This window comes from Bacillus pretiosus, from assembly GCF_051294775.1.
In the GTDB taxonomy this organism is placed as follows: domain Bacteria; phylum Bacillota; class Bacilli; order Bacillales; family Bacillaceae_G; genus Bacillus_A; species Bacillus_A wiedmannii.
Map to the genome: position 1 here is coordinate 41222 of NZ_JBPPHF010000010.1, position 17359 is coordinate 58580.

Annotated in this window: 19 protein-coding genes; 7 read left to right on the forward strand and 12 right to left on the reverse strand. The window is 33.1% G+C overall.

From position 1 onward, the window contains the following. Window positions 1-425 precede the first annotated feature (425 nt). The 5 genes from ACSG5Z_RS28170 to ACSG5Z_RS28190 are packed head-to-tail and all read right to left on the reverse strand — an operon-like array spanning window position 426 to window position 2777. Window positions 426-689: a hypothetical protein gene (locus ACSG5Z_RS28170; RefSeq protein WP_088064959.1), complete on the reverse strand. Its 264-nt coding sequence runs from the start codon at window positions 687-689 to the stop codon at window positions 426-428. Then, entirely contained in the window at window positions 686-937 is a 252-nt protein-coding gene (locus ACSG5Z_RS28175; protein ID WP_435712678.1) for a helix-turn-helix domain containing protein, read from the reverse strand. The genes ACSG5Z_RS28170 and ACSG5Z_RS28175 overlap by 4 nt, the downstream gene beginning before the upstream one ends. Next, on the reverse strand, window positions 894-1157 hold the full coding sequence (locus tag ACSG5Z_RS28180) for a hypothetical protein (protein ID WP_088064957.1): 264 nt from the start codon (window positions 1155-1157) through the stop codon (window positions 894-896). The genes ACSG5Z_RS28175 and ACSG5Z_RS28180 overlap by 44 nt, the downstream gene beginning before the upstream one ends. 14 nt (window positions 1158-1171) lie before the next feature. After that, complete coding sequence (locus tag ACSG5Z_RS28185) at window positions 1172-1930, reverse strand: ATP-binding protein (RefSeq protein ID WP_435712659.1); 759 nt, start codon at window positions 1928-1930, stop codon at window positions 1172-1174. Beyond that, window positions 1914-2777 (reverse strand): phage replisome organizer N-terminal domain-containing protein, encoded by an 864-nt coding sequence (locus ACSG5Z_RS28190; RefSeq protein ID WP_435712660.1) that lies wholly within the window; start codon window positions 2775-2777, stop codon window positions 1914-1916. The genes ACSG5Z_RS28185 and ACSG5Z_RS28190 overlap by 17 nt, the downstream gene beginning before the upstream one ends. Window positions 2778-2889: 112 nt before the next feature. On the opposite strand from ACSG5Z_RS28190, the gene ACSG5Z_RS28195 reads away from it, so the two are divergent. Further along, entirely contained in the window at window positions 2890-3618 is a 729-nt protein-coding gene (locus ACSG5Z_RS28195; protein WP_435712661.1) for a hypothetical protein, read from the forward strand. A 326-nt stretch (window positions 3619-3944) separates the two neighbouring features. Here ACSG5Z_RS28195 and ACSG5Z_RS28200 read toward each other — a convergent pair whose 3' ends face one another. After that, entirely contained in the window at window positions 3945-4370 is a 426-nt protein-coding gene (locus ACSG5Z_RS28200) for a DUF4879 domain-containing protein (RefSeq protein ID WP_002167259.1), read from the reverse strand. 839 nt (window positions 4371-5209) lie between these two features. On the opposite strand from ACSG5Z_RS28200, the gene ACSG5Z_RS28205 reads away from it, so the two are divergent. From ACSG5Z_RS28205 to ACSG5Z_RS28215, 3 genes are all read left to right on the forward strand, one after another. After that, window positions 5210-5872, forward strand: coding sequence for a CPBP family intramembrane glutamic endopeptidase (locus ACSG5Z_RS28205; RefSeq protein WP_176546164.1), 663 nt, complete (start codon window positions 5210-5212; stop codon window positions 5870-5872). Window positions 5873-6205: 333 nt separating this feature from the next. Beyond that, entirely contained in the window at window positions 6206-6316 is a 111-nt protein-coding gene (locus ACSG5Z_RS28210) for a YjcZ family sporulation protein (protein ID WP_000540373.1), read from the forward strand. Between the two features lie 573 nt (window positions 6317-6889). Continuing rightward, window positions 6890-7780, forward strand: a complete 891-nt coding sequence (locus ACSG5Z_RS28215) for a helix-turn-helix domain-containing protein (protein ID WP_435712662.1) — start codon at window positions 6890-6892, stop codon at window positions 7778-7780. Between the two features lie 194 nt (window positions 7781-7974). Here the strand turns inward: ACSG5Z_RS28215 and ACSG5Z_RS28220 are convergent, their stop codons facing one another. After that, a complete protein-coding gene (locus ACSG5Z_RS28220) occupies window positions 7975-8319 on the reverse strand; it encodes a hypothetical protein (protein WP_176546522.1) in 345 nt (114 codons plus the stop codon). A 435-nt stretch (window positions 8320-8754) separates the two neighbouring features. Then, a complete protein-coding gene (locus ACSG5Z_RS28225) occupies window positions 8755-9699 on the reverse strand; it encodes a nucleoside hydrolase (RefSeq protein WP_435712663.1) in 945 nt (314 codons plus the stop codon). A gap of 451 nt (window positions 9700-10150) precedes the next feature. On the opposite strand from ACSG5Z_RS28225, the gene ACSG5Z_RS28230 reads away from it, so the two are divergent. Further along, window positions 10151-10465, forward strand: coding sequence for a hypothetical protein (locus ACSG5Z_RS28230; protein WP_097890044.1), 315 nt, complete (start codon window positions 10151-10153; stop codon window positions 10463-10465). 132 nt (window positions 10466-10597) lie between these two features. Beyond that, window positions 10598-11113, forward strand: a complete 516-nt coding sequence (locus ACSG5Z_RS28235; protein ID WP_353841959.1) for a hypothetical protein — start codon at window positions 10598-10600, stop codon at window positions 11111-11113. A 74-nt stretch (window positions 11114-11187) separates the two neighbouring features. On the opposite strand, the gene ACSG5Z_RS28240 is transcribed toward ACSG5Z_RS28235, so the two are convergent. Together ACSG5Z_RS28240 and ACSG5Z_RS28245 are read right to left on the reverse strand one after the other, a co-directional pair. After that, window positions 11188-12099: an NADP-dependent oxidoreductase gene (locus ACSG5Z_RS28240; protein ID WP_435712664.1), complete on the reverse strand. Its 912-nt coding sequence runs from the start codon at window positions 12097-12099 to the stop codon at window positions 11188-11190. Window positions 12100-12351: 252 nt separating this feature from the next. Continuing rightward, a complete protein-coding gene (locus tag ACSG5Z_RS28245; RefSeq protein WP_097859115.1) occupies window positions 12352-12690 on the reverse strand; it encodes a VOC family protein in 339 nt (112 codons plus the stop codon). Window positions 12691-12934: 244 nt separating this feature from the next. On the opposite strand from ACSG5Z_RS28245, the gene ACSG5Z_RS28250 reads away from it, so the two are divergent. Beyond that, window positions 12935-13816: a LysR family transcriptional regulator gene (locus ACSG5Z_RS28250; RefSeq protein WP_097859116.1), complete on the forward strand. Its 882-nt coding sequence runs from the start codon at window positions 12935-12937 to the stop codon at window positions 13814-13816. Between the two features lie 644 nt (window positions 13817-14460). On the opposite strand, the gene ACSG5Z_RS28255 is transcribed toward ACSG5Z_RS28250, so the two are convergent. Together ACSG5Z_RS28255 and ACSG5Z_RS28260 are read right to left on the reverse strand one after the other, a co-directional pair. Then, window positions 14461-15219, reverse strand: a complete 759-nt coding sequence (locus ACSG5Z_RS28255) for a DUF975 family protein (protein ID WP_435712665.1) — start codon at window positions 15217-15219, stop codon at window positions 14461-14463. A 485-nt stretch (window positions 15220-15704) separates the two neighbouring features. Next, the gene (locus ACSG5Z_RS28260) at window positions 15705-16694 is read right to left on the reverse strand and encodes a glycerophosphodiester phosphodiesterase family protein (RefSeq protein WP_435712666.1); all 990 of its coding nucleotides are present in this window, start codon (window positions 16692-16694) and stop codon (window positions 15705-15707) included. Window positions 16695-17359 lie beyond the last annotated feature (665 nt).

Below are 17359 nucleotides of genomic sequence, written 5' to 3' on the forward strand. Positions count from 1 at the left end.
GCTCTTAATATTATATATACTTAATATACGAATATATGTTATAATTCCTTTGTGAAACATCATGTGTTTCAAATACAACATTTTCTTGATGACCTCTTATCTTTCCGTAAGAGGTCTTTTTTTCAAATAACTATTTTGTTTAAATTTACCTTAATTCACATTAAGTTTTCTTAACATTCGAATTAGTGACTGTATAATATAATTAAACTATTTGTATGAGAGGTGATTATTATGAACTGGAAACAAAAATACAATCCAAAGTATCTCTTTTACCACATGTATAGCTATATTTATAAAGCCCTTGATGATATATCATGGTCCTTAAAATAATTGAGATTGTTATGAGTACACATTTGCTGTGTGCTCTTTCCACAGTTCCAAAAACGATCCTTAACTTTGTTTTACATGTCATAGCGCTATGCCTCCTAATCCAAATTCATGATTTCCTCTAAAGTTCTATCCGAAATATAAGTATTAATGATTTGTATCCTTTCGTATTTCTTTTTAGCCATTTCTATAGCCTCGCTCTCGGACTTCGCCTCAAACCAACGAAGCTTCCACTTTTCGTCTTTGTCGTAAAACTCTACTGAGTACGTCATAACGCTATTACGCTTCAAAAATTTGTCCACGGTACTTGTTGCTGTGTAATTGAAACTTCTCACAACATCCTCTAGTGTTAGTTGTTTCATGCCCCCAGCCCCATCGGACGCGATTTAATGATATTTTTATCTGCCTGATCCATAATCAAAGCGGCAATTTCTAATTGATGTCTTCCCAATTCTTTTGCAATTTCAAGGATTCCTTTGCCTTCCTTCCACATTTCTTGCAATCGAATCACTTCGATCTCATCAAATACCAGGTTCCACTCTTCTAAAGCGATATACAAATACAAGTTACGACGCGATTTCTTCATGTACTTCCTCTGCTGCAACGCCATCATATAATTTTCCTTTTCCAAATCCGTTCCAAGTCTTGGCATCCCAATTCCCCTCCAGTTGCAATTGATGAATCTCTCTTAACTCCGCCATAACAGCATGACGCTTTCTATCCACTTCTTCAGGACTGCGATTCCCCGCTTCGCAAATACATGGTCCAAACTGATACATACCCATTCCAATGCTGTTATGAATTACTCCCGTTCCGTTACACGCACACATCTCAAATCCCCCTTTTAAAATGGCAATGCTTTTCTTCTGTAATTCTTTGTATCTTTGAAAACTAGCGCCCTGAATTTATTGAAGATACGTGATACAATCCGTTCATCGTATGCGCCCTCTAAACCCTCTCCTGTAAGGTTTGTCGTAAAGATAGTGGATTTACCTTGCCTTCCATCGAAAACATCGAATAATACCCTGTTAATGAAGTTTGTTGCTTTTGTATTGGCATCTAATGCGCCTAATTCTGCTCCCAAATCATCGACTATCAATACTTCTGCTCTTACTAAACTTCGTATAATTGCATCCTCAGTTAATGTAGAATCTTTATTGAATGTACTTTTAATCTTCCGTAGCAATTCACCAACTGTGACGAAGACAAATGACTTACCTGCTCCAGCAAGCTGATCCGCTATAGCGTAAGCAAGATGTGTTTTCCCCGCTCCGCAATTCCCGGCCATAATCGTGTTAAACACTTTCCCGTTGAGATAATCAGTTGCGATTACCTTTGAGAGTTCAAAGTTCTTTGCTCCTTCATCGCTAGTAGGTTGGTAATTATCAAAATTAGCTTTCTTGATGTTGCTATCAGCGATCATACTTTGTTGGTGGAACATGAATTTCTTCTCATTCGCCTTATCTGCATCGTATTTCGCTTGTTCCTGTTGCTGAAGCTCCCTACTATCGTTTTCAAGGAAACAGCGAGGGCAAACAACTTGTCCACCGAACTTCATCTTATTCATGCCATGCGTATCACACACATCAGAATCCATAGTCATATTCACCTTTTTGGCTATATCGGTTGGTATTGCTGCCGCTGCTCTCTGCATTGTTTTTCGCTCCTTTTTTAGAATTCATTTGGATTGTTAACTGGTCGAACTTTTCACGTAGCTTTTTAGGAGATAAAATGTTTCCTTGCCAGAATGGATCAGCTTGGCACCAATCAATAACATCCTTAATCTCTTGTAATTCACGGTTATCCTTTTCGCGCATTAATCTAAAGTCGTTAGCCCAAGAATCGAAGTTAGGTTCTTTTTGTTTAGGGTTATTACCCTTAATTTTTTCAAATAGATAATTAACCCCGTGGGTGTCGCAGGTTTCAAACTTGTGACGGGAATGCTTTTCTTTCTTCTTTTTATCTTTTTCTTTATCTATATCTAATTCCTTATCTTCTTCTATATCTGTTGCGTCACTTTCTTCACCCTTATCTTCCAGTGCTAATTGCTGTTGTTTCTTGCGTTCGCGGTACTTTTTGTTTCGTTCTGCATTCAATTGTTTTACGCGTTCTAATCCATCAATGTTCTGATGCTTCTCCCAGTTCGAGATGCATATGTACTGATCATCTGTTACATCAATCATTCCAAACTGTTTAAATGTTTGTAGTGCCAGTCTTACAGTTGCTATCGGTCTATTAAAAAGTGTAGAAAGCATTTCTTCTGTAAAAGGAATGTTTTCACTCAAGAAAATGTAACCATTGGCATTCTTTCTACCTGCTTGAGACAACAATTTAATCCAAATAATTAGTAGTGTGTCTGCCTCTGGTAAGCTTTCAATCAACCGAATCTTTTCATCTTCAAACATACTAGATGAAGTAAAAGCGTACGAAGAAAGTTTAAAAAATAACATTTGAACAAGTTTTCAATACGGATAGCATTAAAATTAAGATGATTTTAGTTGGAGGGAAGCACTCAAAAGAGTGCTTTTAGTTTGTTCTCAGACATAAATAAAATTAGGGGTGATGTGTGTGAAGAAGAGATTTATGGGGATATTATTGGCTGCTATATGTCTTATATTCACAGGTTGTTCAGCGAATATGAAATATGTAGAACATGAAACTAAGGAAAAATTAGAAGATAGTCCGTTAGGCCCATATATTGAAAAAGTCGATTATAAAGCTGATAAAAAGGAAGACGATACCACGCCAGTAAACATCCAAATACATGTAGATGAAAGATTCTCCGACTTATCAACTATGGAAAAATATGAAGTTTTGAACAATACATTTGAAAAGATAATGGGGTCTTTTAATTCTGTTTCTTGCGGTGAAAATAATTCATGCCGTTACCAGAAACTCAAAGTATTCTATGACGACGATATATATGTTATGGACATTTTTGACGACATACTTATTATTAATGATTTTGAAAAGTATACAAAAAGCGATTATAAGTCAGATATGAATACAGAAAGAGAAAAGAAAGAAAGAGAGTACGCTAATAAGGATAATACGCTTAATTCAAATAATACATCGCAAAATAACGGACAATATGCAAGTAACGGAATAAGCTATACGGTCATATTCGACTTTATGAACCAACAATATAACATCCTAACAAATAACGATGAAAACTACATACCTGAAGTCCATGATCCTCAGGTTGCTGAAATAGCTGCTAAACGTTTCGGAATTACAGCTAAAGAAGCTGGATACATTTACGAGAAAGTACAGATGGATACTTTTAATTAAAATATAGATTTTGTTCACTTTTACGATACATTTATGAAACATTCGTATGTTACGTTATACAAGTCCTTTTTTTGAATCATTTTCATTCTGTCAAAAAGCCCTAGTCCCCTCTAGGGCTTTTTACGTTTAAATAAAGAAATGTACCGTATTTCTCAATGCACAACATTACTTAACATGGTAAAATAATATTTGGATGGGAGTCCAATACATATTATTAAAATTAAAGTGGTTCAAGTCGGAGAAAGGCACCTTAGGGTGTCTTTTCTTTATGGAAAAGTCCCTACACAAAGTGCAGGGATTTTCATGCTACGAATATATAAAACTGATTATTTAATATATAACGAAGTGCGCCACGTATCTCTTGGATAATTTATTGAAGTCTTTTGATATTCAAAAGTCCCTTCTTGATGATTTGATGCGTCCCATTTATATTCCCAACCTACAATAGGATTACCACCAATTATTTGTGAACCAATACTTTTCACATCAAATCCATTCATTTTGGCAAAAGGAAACTGGCCATATCCTATTTCTTTTGTGTAAACATATAAGTAACTTCCCCCATGATCTTTAGTTGTACTAAAACTATTAGGAGTAATGTATTCAACTCCACCCAATTGTGATTCCACTTTTACTACACTTAAAGAAGTTAGAGGTGCTGCTGGTCCTGCTGATGCCTCCGATGCCATTCCTAACCCAACTACCGCTGCCACCGCTAATGATGATATCCCTAATGTAACTTTTTTAAACATATAAACATCCCCTTGTTTTTTAATAAGTACAAGTTTGATATTAGCAGGATTTTATAAGAATATTCTTCATTTTGGAAACGTTAACAAATTCTACTTTTTTCAATATGCAATTTAGCATATTGATTGACATACAAAATAATCCATCCACTACTTTCAATATAAAAACTATTTTCAAATTTAATACTATTAACTCACTAAATTCTCATTAAAAGACTGGTCGTCTATACAATAGTTTAGTAAAATATAGGTATCTTTTAAGAAGGAGAAGCTAATATAGATCGACTAAATAATGTAAAGAAAATGTTTTATTGTATAAAAAAAGCTCCATTTCTGGAGCGCTCAAAAAATAATATAAGTAAATGAATTAAAACAAATAACAGACAATTAAACTATATAGATAAAACATAAATAAATCTATATATATACAATATTACATATAAAACCCTATTTATTGAAGCTATAATAATCTTACTCGATGATTGTTATATTTTGTTATGGTTTTTAAGTAATAAAATACCTTCTTAACACCCATTGTACAAGGAAAAGAAGACATCTTAATCGATGTCTTCTTTTCTTATATGATAACAACACAATAAAATTAAGATGGTTCAAGTCGCAGGAAGGCACTTTGGGGTGTCTTTTCTTTATGGAAAAGGCCCACCTATTTCCCTAGGTGTGATAAATGGTAACCCTTATTACCATTTATTTAAATATCTCTAAGTTAATATTATACAATTTCAATATATTCAAATTGTATTTTAATTATATAAGTAGTGCAAAAGAAGTTAGGCTTTGTTATCATGTTCTACGAATTAAAATTATTTAAAGGAGGTTTTTTTGTGTTTGGTATATTAAAAAAACAATGTCGATTCAATAAAATGTCGGCAATATCGTTAGGGATTTTTGTGTTTTATATGATTTTAAAGCAACTTATCGCACTAGTTTATTTCATTAGTGATGAAGAGTTCGGTGGGATTAGCTTTTCGTTTGATGCAATTGATTTGTTAATTGTTCTAATAATTTATTTTTATTATCGTAGATCTAAAGAGCCCTTTACAAATCAAAATAATTTTACGATGAGTTTGCAAAAGAGCTTACTTTTAGGTCTAGTACTAACTGTAGTATGTAAATTTCTACCGCTGTTACTAGCAGACGTTATAAGTTTTCAATCATCTAATCAAGTTGAAGTAGAAAGCCAAGTAACATTACCCATTTTAGTTTTCGCATTTTCTATTGCTCTGGTAGCGCCCATTGGAGAAGAAATTGTCTATCGTGGTGTTATACAGCATGGAATTTTTAAAAATTCCTGGTTAGGTGTACTTGTTTCTTCAGCTATTTTTGCGGGTTTGCATGTTAGCCTTCTTTCTTTGGAAACAATTCCATATTTCCTTCTGGGAATTGGTTTAGGTTGTACTTATAAGTTAACCGGTCGTTTATATGTGGGAATTATAATGCACATGATTAGTAATTCGCTAGCAGTGATTGCTATTTACTATTTTTAATTAAAAGAATCTTATAGTATGATTCTTTTAATCCAGAGAATAAGAAGGAATATGTTAAATTCTCAAGTGAATATTAAGAAAATTAATTTGTTAATATCTTAAACCCAAAACAAACCGGACGGTCCGGTTTGTTTTGGGTTTATTATTTTCACTATTAATTCTACATAAAAAGGCTTGTAGCTTAAGTTGGAGAAAGGTACCTTTTTGTGTCTTTTCTTTATTTTCAAAAGGACCTGCTCAATTCATTCTTCAAAACATAAGGTAAAGTGAACCCATTAAACGTATGGAATGAACCCTAGTTTTACCCTCTGATCTAAAGGAGGCACTATTATTATGGGATATGGTGGTAGTTGCGGCGAAGGCTGCGGTTTCGCTGGAGGATTTGCTTTATTAGTTGTATTATTTATTTTATTAATTATAGTTGGAGCTAGCTGCTTCTGCTAAACAAACTATCGGAAAAGACACTCTTATATGGGTGTCTTTTCCTTATGCGTTAAAAAGCCCACCTATTTCCGCAGGTGGGCTTTATCTTTATTACACAATACCAAAGTATACTCTCTTTTTCTCGTAAACTTAATGCAATTATACATATTCAATAAAATTACACCAAATAAATATTACACGTAGTAAAATATAACTTGTGAACACATTCTATAAAGCAGATTTTCCGATTAGAAGGCGTAACACATCTCAACCATATAGATGTGGCGTTGCTTTAATCTAGCCAAACAAACGATCTCGATTCTCTTGTATTTGCACACTAACAATCTGGTGAAAATAAATGATCTGTTTTATAGGACGTGTTTACTTAATGTCCAATACATATTATTAAAATTAAAGTGGTTCAAGTCAGAGAAAGGCACCTTTGGGTGTCTTTTTTATGCATAAAAAGCCTCATCTTCCTATAGAAAGGATAAGGCCTTTACAACAAATAATAATTGCAACTAAATTAATTTTACATTACATTAAGATTAGAGAATACTATACTAATAAAGCGCTAAATAGTAGGTGGAGAAAATGGAATTTAACGATTTGGGTATTACCATTAAAGAACTTCGAATTAAAAAAAATATATCTCAATCCGAATTATGTCATGGAATATGTTCACAAAGCCAAATTAGCAAAATCGAAAAAGGTGTGATTTATCCATCTAGCATATTGTTATATCAATTATCTGAAAGACTTGGTGTTGATCCAAATAATATATTTGCACTAACTCAAAATAAAAAATTAAAATATATAGAAAATGTAAAATATGTAATAAAGGATTGCATAAGACAACATCAGTATACAGAGCTTTATGAAATAGTAACAAAAGAAAAAAACTTAAATAATTTTCAAACAAAAGAAGATAAACAATTTCTACTATGGCATGAAGCAATTGCTATATATCTTGTGAATAACTCAATAAAATCGGCTTTAACTCTTTTAAATAATGCATTAAAACTAACTTTAACAAATATTGATTTTTTATCTGAGAGAGAAATAGATATTATGCAAACAATGGCTATATTTCATGCAGAAAATAAAGAATACAAAAAAAGTATTAATATATTAAGAAGATGTTTAACTAATTTTAACAAGTTAGATTTTCCTAGAGATAAAGAAATTAAATTAAAAATCATTTATAATTTATCAAAATGTTTAAGTTATACATGTCAATACGAAGAGGCACTAAAATACATTGATAAGGGCATCCAATTAGCTATTAATCTAAATACTTTATACTTATTGGGTGAACTATACTATGGAAAAGGTTCAAACTTATTAAAGCTTAAACAATCTAATGACGAAAATGTTGCTAATAACATGAAAACAGCGTTATTTATATTTGAATTAACAAAAAACGAAAATAAATTAAAAATAATTCAAAAAGAATATTTCGAAAACAAAAATAACCACTCATAATTTCGTAAAAACTACTTACAAAGCCCACAGGAAAAATCCCTATAGTTTTTTAAATTAGAACTATATTATTAAAATTAAAGTGGTTCAAGTCGGAGGAAAGCACCTTAGGGTGTCTTTTCTTTATTAAAAAAATACCCACACAATATGCAGGTATTCTCACTAAAATCTTTAATTTTCGCTTCATTCAAATAAGACTACAATAAAGCCCCATTATTCCTTAAATTCCTCATAATTTCCGGATTGTCATTTTCTACACTATAAAAATATACTTCATCCATGTAATTTTCAATATCCCATTCTTTTATACTCCATTCATTCGTTGTAATAAGTATAACTTTTTTCGAATTTGTACTCTTCAGTTCATCAAGAAATTTTTTATATCTTTTTTCATTATCTAAAACTGTTTGAACAGGATAAAACAAAGTGAATGTATTTCCATTGCCTCTAGGATTAGACTTTGTATGAGTTACATAACTGTTTATATTAACAAGCATTCTACCTATTTCATAATTTGTTGTTGATTTAACTGTATAAGGCAAAAGATCCTTCTTAAAAGAACTATTAATCTGAAATGATATATCAGACATAGAACTCGTTCTTATAATCCCTTTATCAAATTCACGATTCAAACACCCAAAAATAACCTTTAATTTAGCATTACAATCATAACCTCTTACTAATAAGGGGTACGGAAACGATTCTGGGTATGAGGGACCACTATGAAATAAAATCTAATTGATACAATAAAAACCGTAGAAATTAAATATTTTCACGGTTTTTATGTTTACCTAAGGCTCTTTAAATTATTTTACAACAATTATGCCCTGGTTTTTAATTAAGAAACTATAATATAAACTTCTTCCAAAATTATAAAAAAAAATTCCAGTTCTATAAAAATAAAAAACGAACATTTAGAGAATGCTTAAAAAGTTAAACTTGATGACCATGTAGTGATTACATATATAAGGTTTTTCCTAAAATAGGTCGCCAGTCATTACACTCATAAACTCTTTAAAAAACTGTTCATAATTCATTTGCATTGCAATCCTATGTTTTGGACGATTACCAAATGTTTCTGGTTCAAAGGTAGACCTGAAATCTCCTATACTTTGTCCTCGTACAGTATCAAGTACATTAACCGTAACTGCTGATTGATGGTACGTAAAAATATCATCACGATTAATCGCAATCAAAGTGAGTGCATCGTGAACCGGGCTACCCTGTATTCCAGGAACTTTTTTTTTATAAAATTGATAATAGTAATAGTCTAAAAGAGGCTTTAAAAACTTAGTTTTTCCTTTAGAGTGAATATAATTGACCATTTCTGGTGTTACAATAGCGGATTGTGTAACATTCAAAGGATAAATTGATAGATTTTTTGCGTATCTCATTACAATGTTGACAGCTCCAGGATCGCCATAAAAGTTAGCTTCAGCAATAGGAGTAACATTTCCTGGATATAGAAAAGATCCGCCCATAATATAATAAGAATGTACATATTCCATCATATCTCCATAAAGGAGAAATAAAATTGCAAGTGAAGTTAGCCTGCCGGTATTCACGATAATAAGTTCATTTTTATACTGTTTTATAAGTGTAAGAACTTCAAAAAAGTTCTCAAATGTTTGAAGCTCTAGTCCTGTTTGGATGGGCCCCATCCCAAATTTACCGTGAACTTCCGGATAAAAAGTTTCAGTTTCTGAAGACATAGAATGCTCCGCCCCACCAAAAACTTTTATATATTCTTTTCCTACACTTTTAAGTAAAAAACGAACATTTCTAACAACTTCAGCTTGAGGTACGTTTCCATAGTCTGCAACAATTCCTATAACGTCAATTTTATCTGTTAAGTGCGCATATATGATAGCTATTGTATCGTCAATTCCAAAATCTCCAAAAAACAATACTTTTTTTCCCATACAATGTGACTCCTTATTTTTAATGGTTTTTTCAACAGATTATAATTATGGGATCGTAGTCGTAGTATAAGGTTATTCCCAAGTCATTTTGTAGTATTGTTTATGCGATAATTTATCTATTTAACATATAATTTCGTTAATAATGAATACATTCCTTTTCTATAAAATGAAATAGTTTATAGTTACTAATCTTAACGTATTTTTTCTGATATCCCATGCTCATTAAGTGGCCCCTAAAAAATATAATTGTATATTCCGAACTAAAAAAGCAAACGCTTCATTTAGAAACATTTTCCTTTAATGGTTTGACTGTGATGCCGTGATAACCTATTAATAAAAATAGATTCCAACAGAAGTTTATATTACTCCTTCAAATAAATATAATCCTTGCAGCAAAACCATATATACTATATACACGTATACATTAAACATACTTTAAGGAGAACAGAACATGATAAAACATATACTCAGTTTCATACTCGGAACATTTGTTATGTTAATTGGTTTCTTATGGGTTATTCCCTACACCCTAGAAACCATTGACAGTAATGTAAGCTATATTACTCATGACAAAAAGTATATTAGTAAGCTATACGACTATGACATTAACCTTTGGATGATTGCAATATTTATATTTTCCATTTTTTCTGCAATTTCTGTTTTTATATTAAAGTTACCTAATTATAATAGGAGCAAAAGCACTCCTATAAAAAAATATAGTCAAACAAATCAGCGAAAAAAAGCAAAGAGAAGGCGTCGTAAATAATTGTTTTCTTATATAAAGAGATAATAAAGTTATTGTTTAATTCTTTTTGAACTAACTGTGCAAGATAGTTTAATAGGGATGATGATATAATTAAGGGCAGTTTACTTTATATTATAATTTATGAGGTGGAAAATGGACTCTTTAGAATTAAACAAATCTAAATATATTGTCTCTAATATCAAAGATATTTTGCATAAAAAGCTTATTCTTGATAAACCGCTAACTAAAGATGAGATAAAAAAATTAAACTTAGTTAATCCTACTGTATACGAAAATGAGAAGTATCTCATTCAAGAACGGTGGTTTTATAGTATTAATATCGGAGAATGGGAAGATGTAGATATTATTATTGAAGGAAATAATGAAAAGCCAAATGTTCAGATTATCGAAATGGCAGAAAAAATATTCGATGAACTCCATCTACATATAAGTTGTGCACTAAAATATTTACAAAAATTCTTCCCTAATCAAGAAATGAAGAACTACTATCTATCCACTATATATTTTGGAAAGATGGTTAATTTTGACGATTATATATTTCCTGGTTTTAGTTTAGCATTTATTTATGAAGGTATCTTTGAGTTTCAGTATAAAGTAAAATTTAAAGACAATGGATGGCCTATTGGTTTTGAAGGTGGGCCACTTTAATAATCATAGATACCTTTTTCTTATTGTGTGGATTTAAAATAAAGATTAACTGTTTATAAAAAAGATGCAACGCTTTAGCCAATTGTAAGGACCACTTTTCCTCTGCCGTGACCACTTTCGATCTCTCGATGTGCGTCTGCGGCTTGGTGTAGCGGAAATGACTTCCTAATGTGGATGTGCAATTTCCCTTTGGAGTAAAGCTCTACCAGCTGGGCAAGCCGATCCACGGACCTTTGACTGCGTATAGGGCGAACACCAAGCTCCTCTACAAGGTCGAAAGCAACAATTGTGCCGATTCGTTCTTTGTTTTCGACAAGCCCCAACGATGCGCGCAGAGCATCGTCCCCAGCGGCATCAAGGGCTACGTCCACGCCATCCGGTGCTAGAGCACGAACTCTATCAACAAGACCGTCTCCATAAGTGACAGGGATTGCACCCAGCGATCGAAGGTAATCATGGTTTCGTTCACTGGCCGTACCGATGACAGTTGCTCCCCATGCCTGGGCCAGTTGTACAGCGAATGTACCAACTCCACCAGCTGCAGCGTGAATCAATATGGTGTCTCCCTTGTCAACACGAAGTTCCTGTAATGCGGTGTGAGCCGTTTGACCAGAAGCTGTTATTGCACCAGCCTCCTCCCAAGGCATACTCTGTGGCTTATGCACAATCTGGTCAACGCTAACCACCACATATTCTGCATAGCAGGCCAGTAATGCCCATCCAAGTACTTCATTGCCGATAGAGAAGTCTGTAACTTTATCCCCGACTTGATCAATAATTCCTGCGAATTCGTTACCGAGAATCTGTGGATACTGCACCGAAAAACCGGGTGGTGCCCAGCCACTACGCACCGACAAATCGAATGGCTGGATTCCAGCAGCCTTAACCCGGATCCGAACTTGCCCTACACCAGCATGAGGGGTATCAAATTCCATCACTTTCAAAACATTTGGAGCACCAGAAGTAGAAATTGCAGCAGCTTTCATGCTATATCCCTCCTTAAAGGGTAGGCGTTCCAGCTTATAGTGGAGTGGAATTGAGCATGAATTAGGTAATTATATTTATTAACACCCAGACAGGCGAAATTTAAAATCTCTTTTTCTTGTTTGAAAAGATTAATTGATCGAATCGTTTGATCGTTATTCATAGGTAATCAGCCCTTTACATTATTTTAAAATGTAATCTCAGGATTACGAATTGACATGTTCTGCTATTGAACGATCATTGAATGTCTTTATTCAACTAAGCACCTCGATGGTAAATCCACCCGGGGCCTTAACATAGAATGTCCAGCGATGGGCCCTTTTGGGTGGTTTTACATCAAATCCATCATTCTTCAAGTGTTGATAGATCTCGTTCACCCGTTCTTCGCTCTCCTGTGAAAAACCAATATGAAAGGACTTCGGATAACTGACCTGAGTACCTTTCATCAAAGCGAGCAATAATCCATCTTCGTCTAATAGTACAGCGAACGAATCGCCATGCGTGCTCTTAGTTTGTAGGCTGAAGTATTTCTCCAAGAACTTTCGAGCAGCGTTAACGTCAGTGACCGTTAGGTTGATATGGTTTAGTTTCAAAGGTTCCACTTCCTCACTTTAGGTATAATACCTTCATCTCCATATTCACTGTTTAAGAATGCCTTCCCAAAATGGGAAGTAGTTAAGAAAAAATACTCATAATTAAAACAGTAAGAATCCTTTAAAATCTTTGAAAGTTTTTATTGCTTACATGTTTTATTCTATAATTGATTATTAATAAATAAAAAGACATTTTAATATATCTCTTTATATACTCGAGTATATGAATAAAGGAGTGATGAATGTGGAACTACTGCAACTGCATTATTTTCTAAAAGTCGCTAAGTTGGAGCATATGACGCAGGCTGCGCAAGAGCTTCACATCGCGCAGCCTGCTCTCAGCAAAACCATCGCTAGGTTGGAAGAGGATTTAGGTGTACCATTATTTGATCGCCAAGGAAGGAAGATTCGACTCAACTCATTTGGAAAAGCGTATCTAAAGAAAGTAGAAAAGGCACTCATGTTACTTGAAGAGGGCAGAAGAGAAGTTGAAGATCTTGCGGCAATGGAAAGAGGGCGTGTTTCTTTAGCAACAACAACTCATAAATGCTTTTCTGATGTAATAGGTTCTTTTATATCCTTGCACCCTGATATCAAACTTCAAATCACTCAAGCTTCAGAGAGGGAAAAGGTGCAACAGCTCCGAAGTGGAGATATCGATTTTTGTATCACTTTCCCTCCTATTGAGCAGACGGGGATAGAGGGATTGTCTTTTCTCACTGAAAAAATCTTACTAGCTGTTCCTCATACACATCGATTTGTTAATCGGAGCAACATAGACTTGAGAGAAGTGGCTAATGATCCTTTTATTTGTATAAAGCAAGGGAATCCATTCCGAGAAATGACGGATGAATTTTGTCAAAAAGCAGGATTTACTCCGAATATTATATGTGAAGTTGACGAACATTCTGCAGTAAGTTATTTCATCCGTATGGGAATTGGTATTGCTTTTATGCCAGAAACCTTAATAAAAAAAATAGAGACGTCATTTCATTTAGTGCATATTGATAATCCTATTTGTCAGCGTACCTATCAAATCGCATGGCTTGAAGGCCGTTATATGTCCGTGGCGGAACGTAAATTTCAGGAGTTTTTTGTCCAGAACTTTACTGATTTAAGGAAGTAATAAACCCTTAGTTTAGATTCGAACTTTATCAGCCTATAGCTCTAAATATTAGGACCCGAAGGTAAAAGGTTGAACATGACTGTCTCCTTTCTTAACTTTCAGGCCAATGATGGATTCATACATGATCACACCTCTTCTTACATAAATTAACTAGTAGTCTCTATTTAGTAGTTGATAAATTTAAAGATTATTAATATGAAGTAAAATAATACTTTTAACATACTGGAGCTTTTTTCCCATAACATAAGTAGACATATATCTCAGAAACTTATTGAACGATCTTCCATTAAAGGGCGTGATTGTGGAGTAACACAGGCAGAAAATGTTCAAATTTTTTTATGAAATAATGGACTAAATGAAAATATTAAGTACGTGTTTTGATCAATCTTTTTCAAAACACGCCCTTTTCTATGATCGTTTATCAAGATTATTAGTATCAAATTGATTAAACTTTATTTTAAATCTACAATATAATTCTGTATCAAAACGGTTCGTAGTAAGCTGTACTCCAGTCTTTGTATTATCCTTATCTTATACACTTCAACTTGCAACATGTTTGCAGTACCCTTGCTTAAATCATAATAAACGTAATATATCCACTATCAAGATAGTATACACTTTCCTTGCACATACTTTCTTCCTACTTATATACTTACCTTCGCTTCTCCAATATCCTGTTTTTTAATTAAATCTAAGTAAAAATGTGAGACAGTTGTATTGTAATAAGGAGAAATGAAAATAAATGATAGATTAAACGTAAACATTCCTATAAATGCAGCTAATAAAAACCAACCAATAAATGATAGCGAAAGAACAAATAACTTTAACTTTTGTCCTTTCATTATTCTTTTACTTTCTCTCAACGCTTCACTTGCTGTATAATCAGGATTCTCTACTAATATGTAATACGACATGGAATAAGAAAAATATTTAATAATACCTGGAACAATTAATAAGAGACTCCATAAAAAAAGAAAAATAGCTTGCAACAGGCCCAATTTTACTGATCTAAACAAATTGCTTTTTTTAAATCCTAGAAATACATCGTCCACTTTAGCATCTTCATTTTCACCTAAATGTAAGGTAAAAGCAGAATATCCATAATTAAAGATGCCTTGTATAGAACTGTAAATTAAGAAACAAATAAGTCCTAAAAAAATATAACTTAGAATAAGTAAAACTAGTGCAGTAGGGTCTACTTGGGGTTGCCCACTAATTGAATAAACAAAGATTACATCCAAACCAATTACCCCAATAAACAGGCCAACTATTAAATACATGAATGTCGCGATTGCTGATGCACTAAAAGTAGGTACAAAATAGTTTAACGCTGATACTCCTATACCTACCCCCCATTTACCATCTAACGAATTCAGTGCTGCTTTCTTTAAATTTCTTGTCATACTTGTATTCCCTCCTTTTTTCTTATTTTCCTATACTGAAAAAACAAAAGAACTTGTAGCAGGCCCCGCTACAAGTTCTTTTAGCCAAATACTTTAGCTCATCAAAAAAATATTTATTCTGCACAATCGGGGGTAATGCCTAAAATATGGTTTGTTAACATCATTATATAACATAATTATGAATTTTGTTAAAAATTCTATATATTCAGATAAATAACTCTCCACTTTTTTACTTATTTTCATGTAGTTTTATCTATTGAAAATAAGTAAAAAACCTCTGCACTATTTCAATCAAAAGATTATTTAATAAACATTTAAAGACCACCTATAAAATTTAAAAGGTGATCTTTTTTGTGATTTTGCACTTGTGCACTACTTTAGAAATATATCATAAATTCATCTTTTTTGTTAAAGATTTAATTCTACAACACAATTCTGGGAGCTTAAAGTAATACTTTAAGCATATAAACACTTCGATTATTATATCATCCCTTATTCTTAAATAAAGGTGCTATTTTATCAATCCGATTTGTCCAAATTCCACCTGTATAATCTTCAGGAAGACGTTTTATATCTTCGGATGAGTCAAATCCACTTGAAAATCCAAATCCATTTCCACCTACAATGATAACTCGAGTATCTGCTTTATCCATTCTATTAAGAAAACGATTCGGCCATCCCCAAAGCCAAGGAGCTACTTTGTCTGGTATATGCAACTCTCCATGCTTCAGGCTTGAAGGCATGTAACCAGTCCATCCTAACGCAATATAAGTAAGAAGATCCTTTTTCATAGTTGCTTTTGACATTGTTCTTAAACTAGGGATACGCTTTTCAATCGCAGCTATTGGTTTATCACCACCATATACAGTTAGTTGCTCAAGGCGTTTTGCTGGTAGTTTCTTGAGATAATCAGCCAATTGGATTCCTTCATTTTCATCATCACTTTTGATATGAATAAGAAAAGAACGATCTGGAAAATGGTTAAGTACTTCATCGAGTGTTGGCATAAGATTAATCCCTTTACCACGGAACGGGAATGTTTTCCCCCCATCAGCTGTATAACCGTATCCAATATCAAGTGCTTGTAATTCTTTTGTTGTAAAATCTCTTGTAACGCCTTTACCATTAGTACGGCAATCAAGCGTCCAGTCATGAAAAATAACAAAATTATTATCTTTAGTTGGTTGAACATCAAACTCTACTAGATCAGCTCCAGCTTTAAATGCAGCTTCCATAGATGGAATTGTATTTTCTAAATAAGAGTGTTCAGGTTTATTTATACGTTCTGCTGTACATGTATCACCCTCAATCCCATCCATGCTGAATGTTTGTGAAAGTCCTCGGTGAGCAAGAAGAATAGGAGCCCCCTCGTCCCTTTTAGCAAAAAAAGAACTGTTATTTACATAAACAAATACAAATAGGATAAGAATTATCCAAGTCGTTTTACGTTTCAGTAACCTTTTTATTTTAATCATTGTATTCTCCTCTTAACTATTTGTTGAAATGATTTAAACAACGTTTGTCATTTAAATACCGGTAAATGTTACAACCTATCTTATTACAATGCAATGGATATCATTGGCAATTAAAGATTCGTACTTTGATATAAAGCGGGAGAAATTGAAAATTAATATAAATATGTTGCTACGCTTTTTCTATTAGGTAATTCTATGTCTTATGCATTGATTTGAAAAAAATCGTAGTGTTTTCTTCTCTTTCGATTAATGAAATTCAATTGATTTTTAATAAAACTATTTAAATTACGTTTTTTTATTTGCTCTAACAGGGGTCTCGCCACATACCCATCAAGCTAAGAAAAATAAATACCCCAAAATGATAATTTTAAAGACTTATTTGCGGAATACAGCTCGGATTTTCATTTTTGGGAGTATAGGTGTTTGGAATATGGCAGGATCCAATGACAATAAAGTTAATCAAATATCCCTATTTCAATCAACCAGCAGGTTGGTTGAAATAATAGTACGAGAAAAAGTGCTAAAGCGAGTGCGATTAGTTTTTTCATTTTCATTGCGGTAGTCATTCTATGTATGGCGTAAAATAGACATTTACGTTTGTCATGCTCCTATTATGGCAAAGCAATTTGTATTTCCCCTGTAGTCAACCTGTAGTTTGTCTGTAG

Excerpts from the sequence above, each read along its gene's own strand:
- ACSG5Z_RS28210 (WP_000540373.1), top strand. The coding sequence starts at position 6,206 with ATGGGATATGGTGGTAGTTGCGGCGAAGGCTGCGGTTTCGCTGGAGGA.
- ACSG5Z_RS28175 (WP_435712678.1), bottom strand. The coding sequence starts at position 937 with ATGGCGTTGCAGCAGAGGAAGTACATGAAGAAATCGCGTCGTAACTTG.
- ACSG5Z_RS28235 (WP_353841959.1), top strand. The coding sequence starts at position 10,598 with ATGGACTCTTTAGAATTAAACAAATCTAAATATATTGTCTCTAATATC.
- ACSG5Z_RS28260 (WP_435712666.1), bottom strand. The coding sequence starts at position 16,694 with ATGATTAAAATAAAAAGGTTACTGAAACGTAAAACGACTTGGATAATT.
- ACSG5Z_RS28200 (WP_002167259.1), bottom strand. The coding sequence starts at position 4,370 with ATGTTTAAAAAAGTTACATTAGGGATATCATCATTAGCGGTGGCAGCG.
- ACSG5Z_RS28240 (WP_435712664.1), bottom strand. The coding sequence starts at position 12,099 with ATGAAAGCTGCTGCAATTTCTACTTCTGGTGCTCCAAATGTTTTGAAA.
- ACSG5Z_RS28255 (WP_435712665.1), bottom strand. The coding sequence starts at position 15,219 with ATGACAAGAAATTTAAAGAAAGCAGCACTGAATTCGTTAGATGGTAAA.
- ACSG5Z_RS28215 (WP_435712662.1), top strand. The coding sequence starts at position 6,890 with ATGGAATTTAACGATTTGGGTATTACCATTAAAGAACTTCGAATTAAA.
- ACSG5Z_RS28225 (WP_435712663.1), bottom strand. The coding sequence starts at position 9,699 with ATGGGAAAAAAAGTATTGTTTTTTGGAGATTTTGGAATTGACGATACA.
- ACSG5Z_RS28190 (WP_435712660.1), bottom strand. The coding sequence starts at position 2,777 with ATGTTATTTTTTAAACTTTCTTCGTACGCTTTTACTTCATCTAGTATG.
- ACSG5Z_RS28170 (WP_088064959.1), bottom strand. The coding sequence starts at position 689 with ATGAAACAACTAACACTAGAGGATGTTGTGAGAAGTTTCAATTACACA.
- ACSG5Z_RS28230 (WP_097890044.1), top strand. The coding sequence starts at position 10,151 with ATGATAAAACATATACTCAGTTTCATACTCGGAACATTTGTTATGTTA.
- ACSG5Z_RS28180 (WP_088064957.1), bottom strand. The coding sequence starts at position 1,157 with ATGTGTGCGTGTAACGGAACGGGAGTAATTCATAACAGCATTGGAATG.
- ACSG5Z_RS28185 (WP_435712659.1), bottom strand. The coding sequence starts at position 1,930 with ATGACTATGGATTCTGATGTGTGTGATACGCATGGCATGAATAAGATG.
- ACSG5Z_RS28195 (WP_435712661.1), top strand. The coding sequence starts at position 2,890 with ATGTGTGTGAAGAAGAGATTTATGGGGATATTATTGGCTGCTATATGT.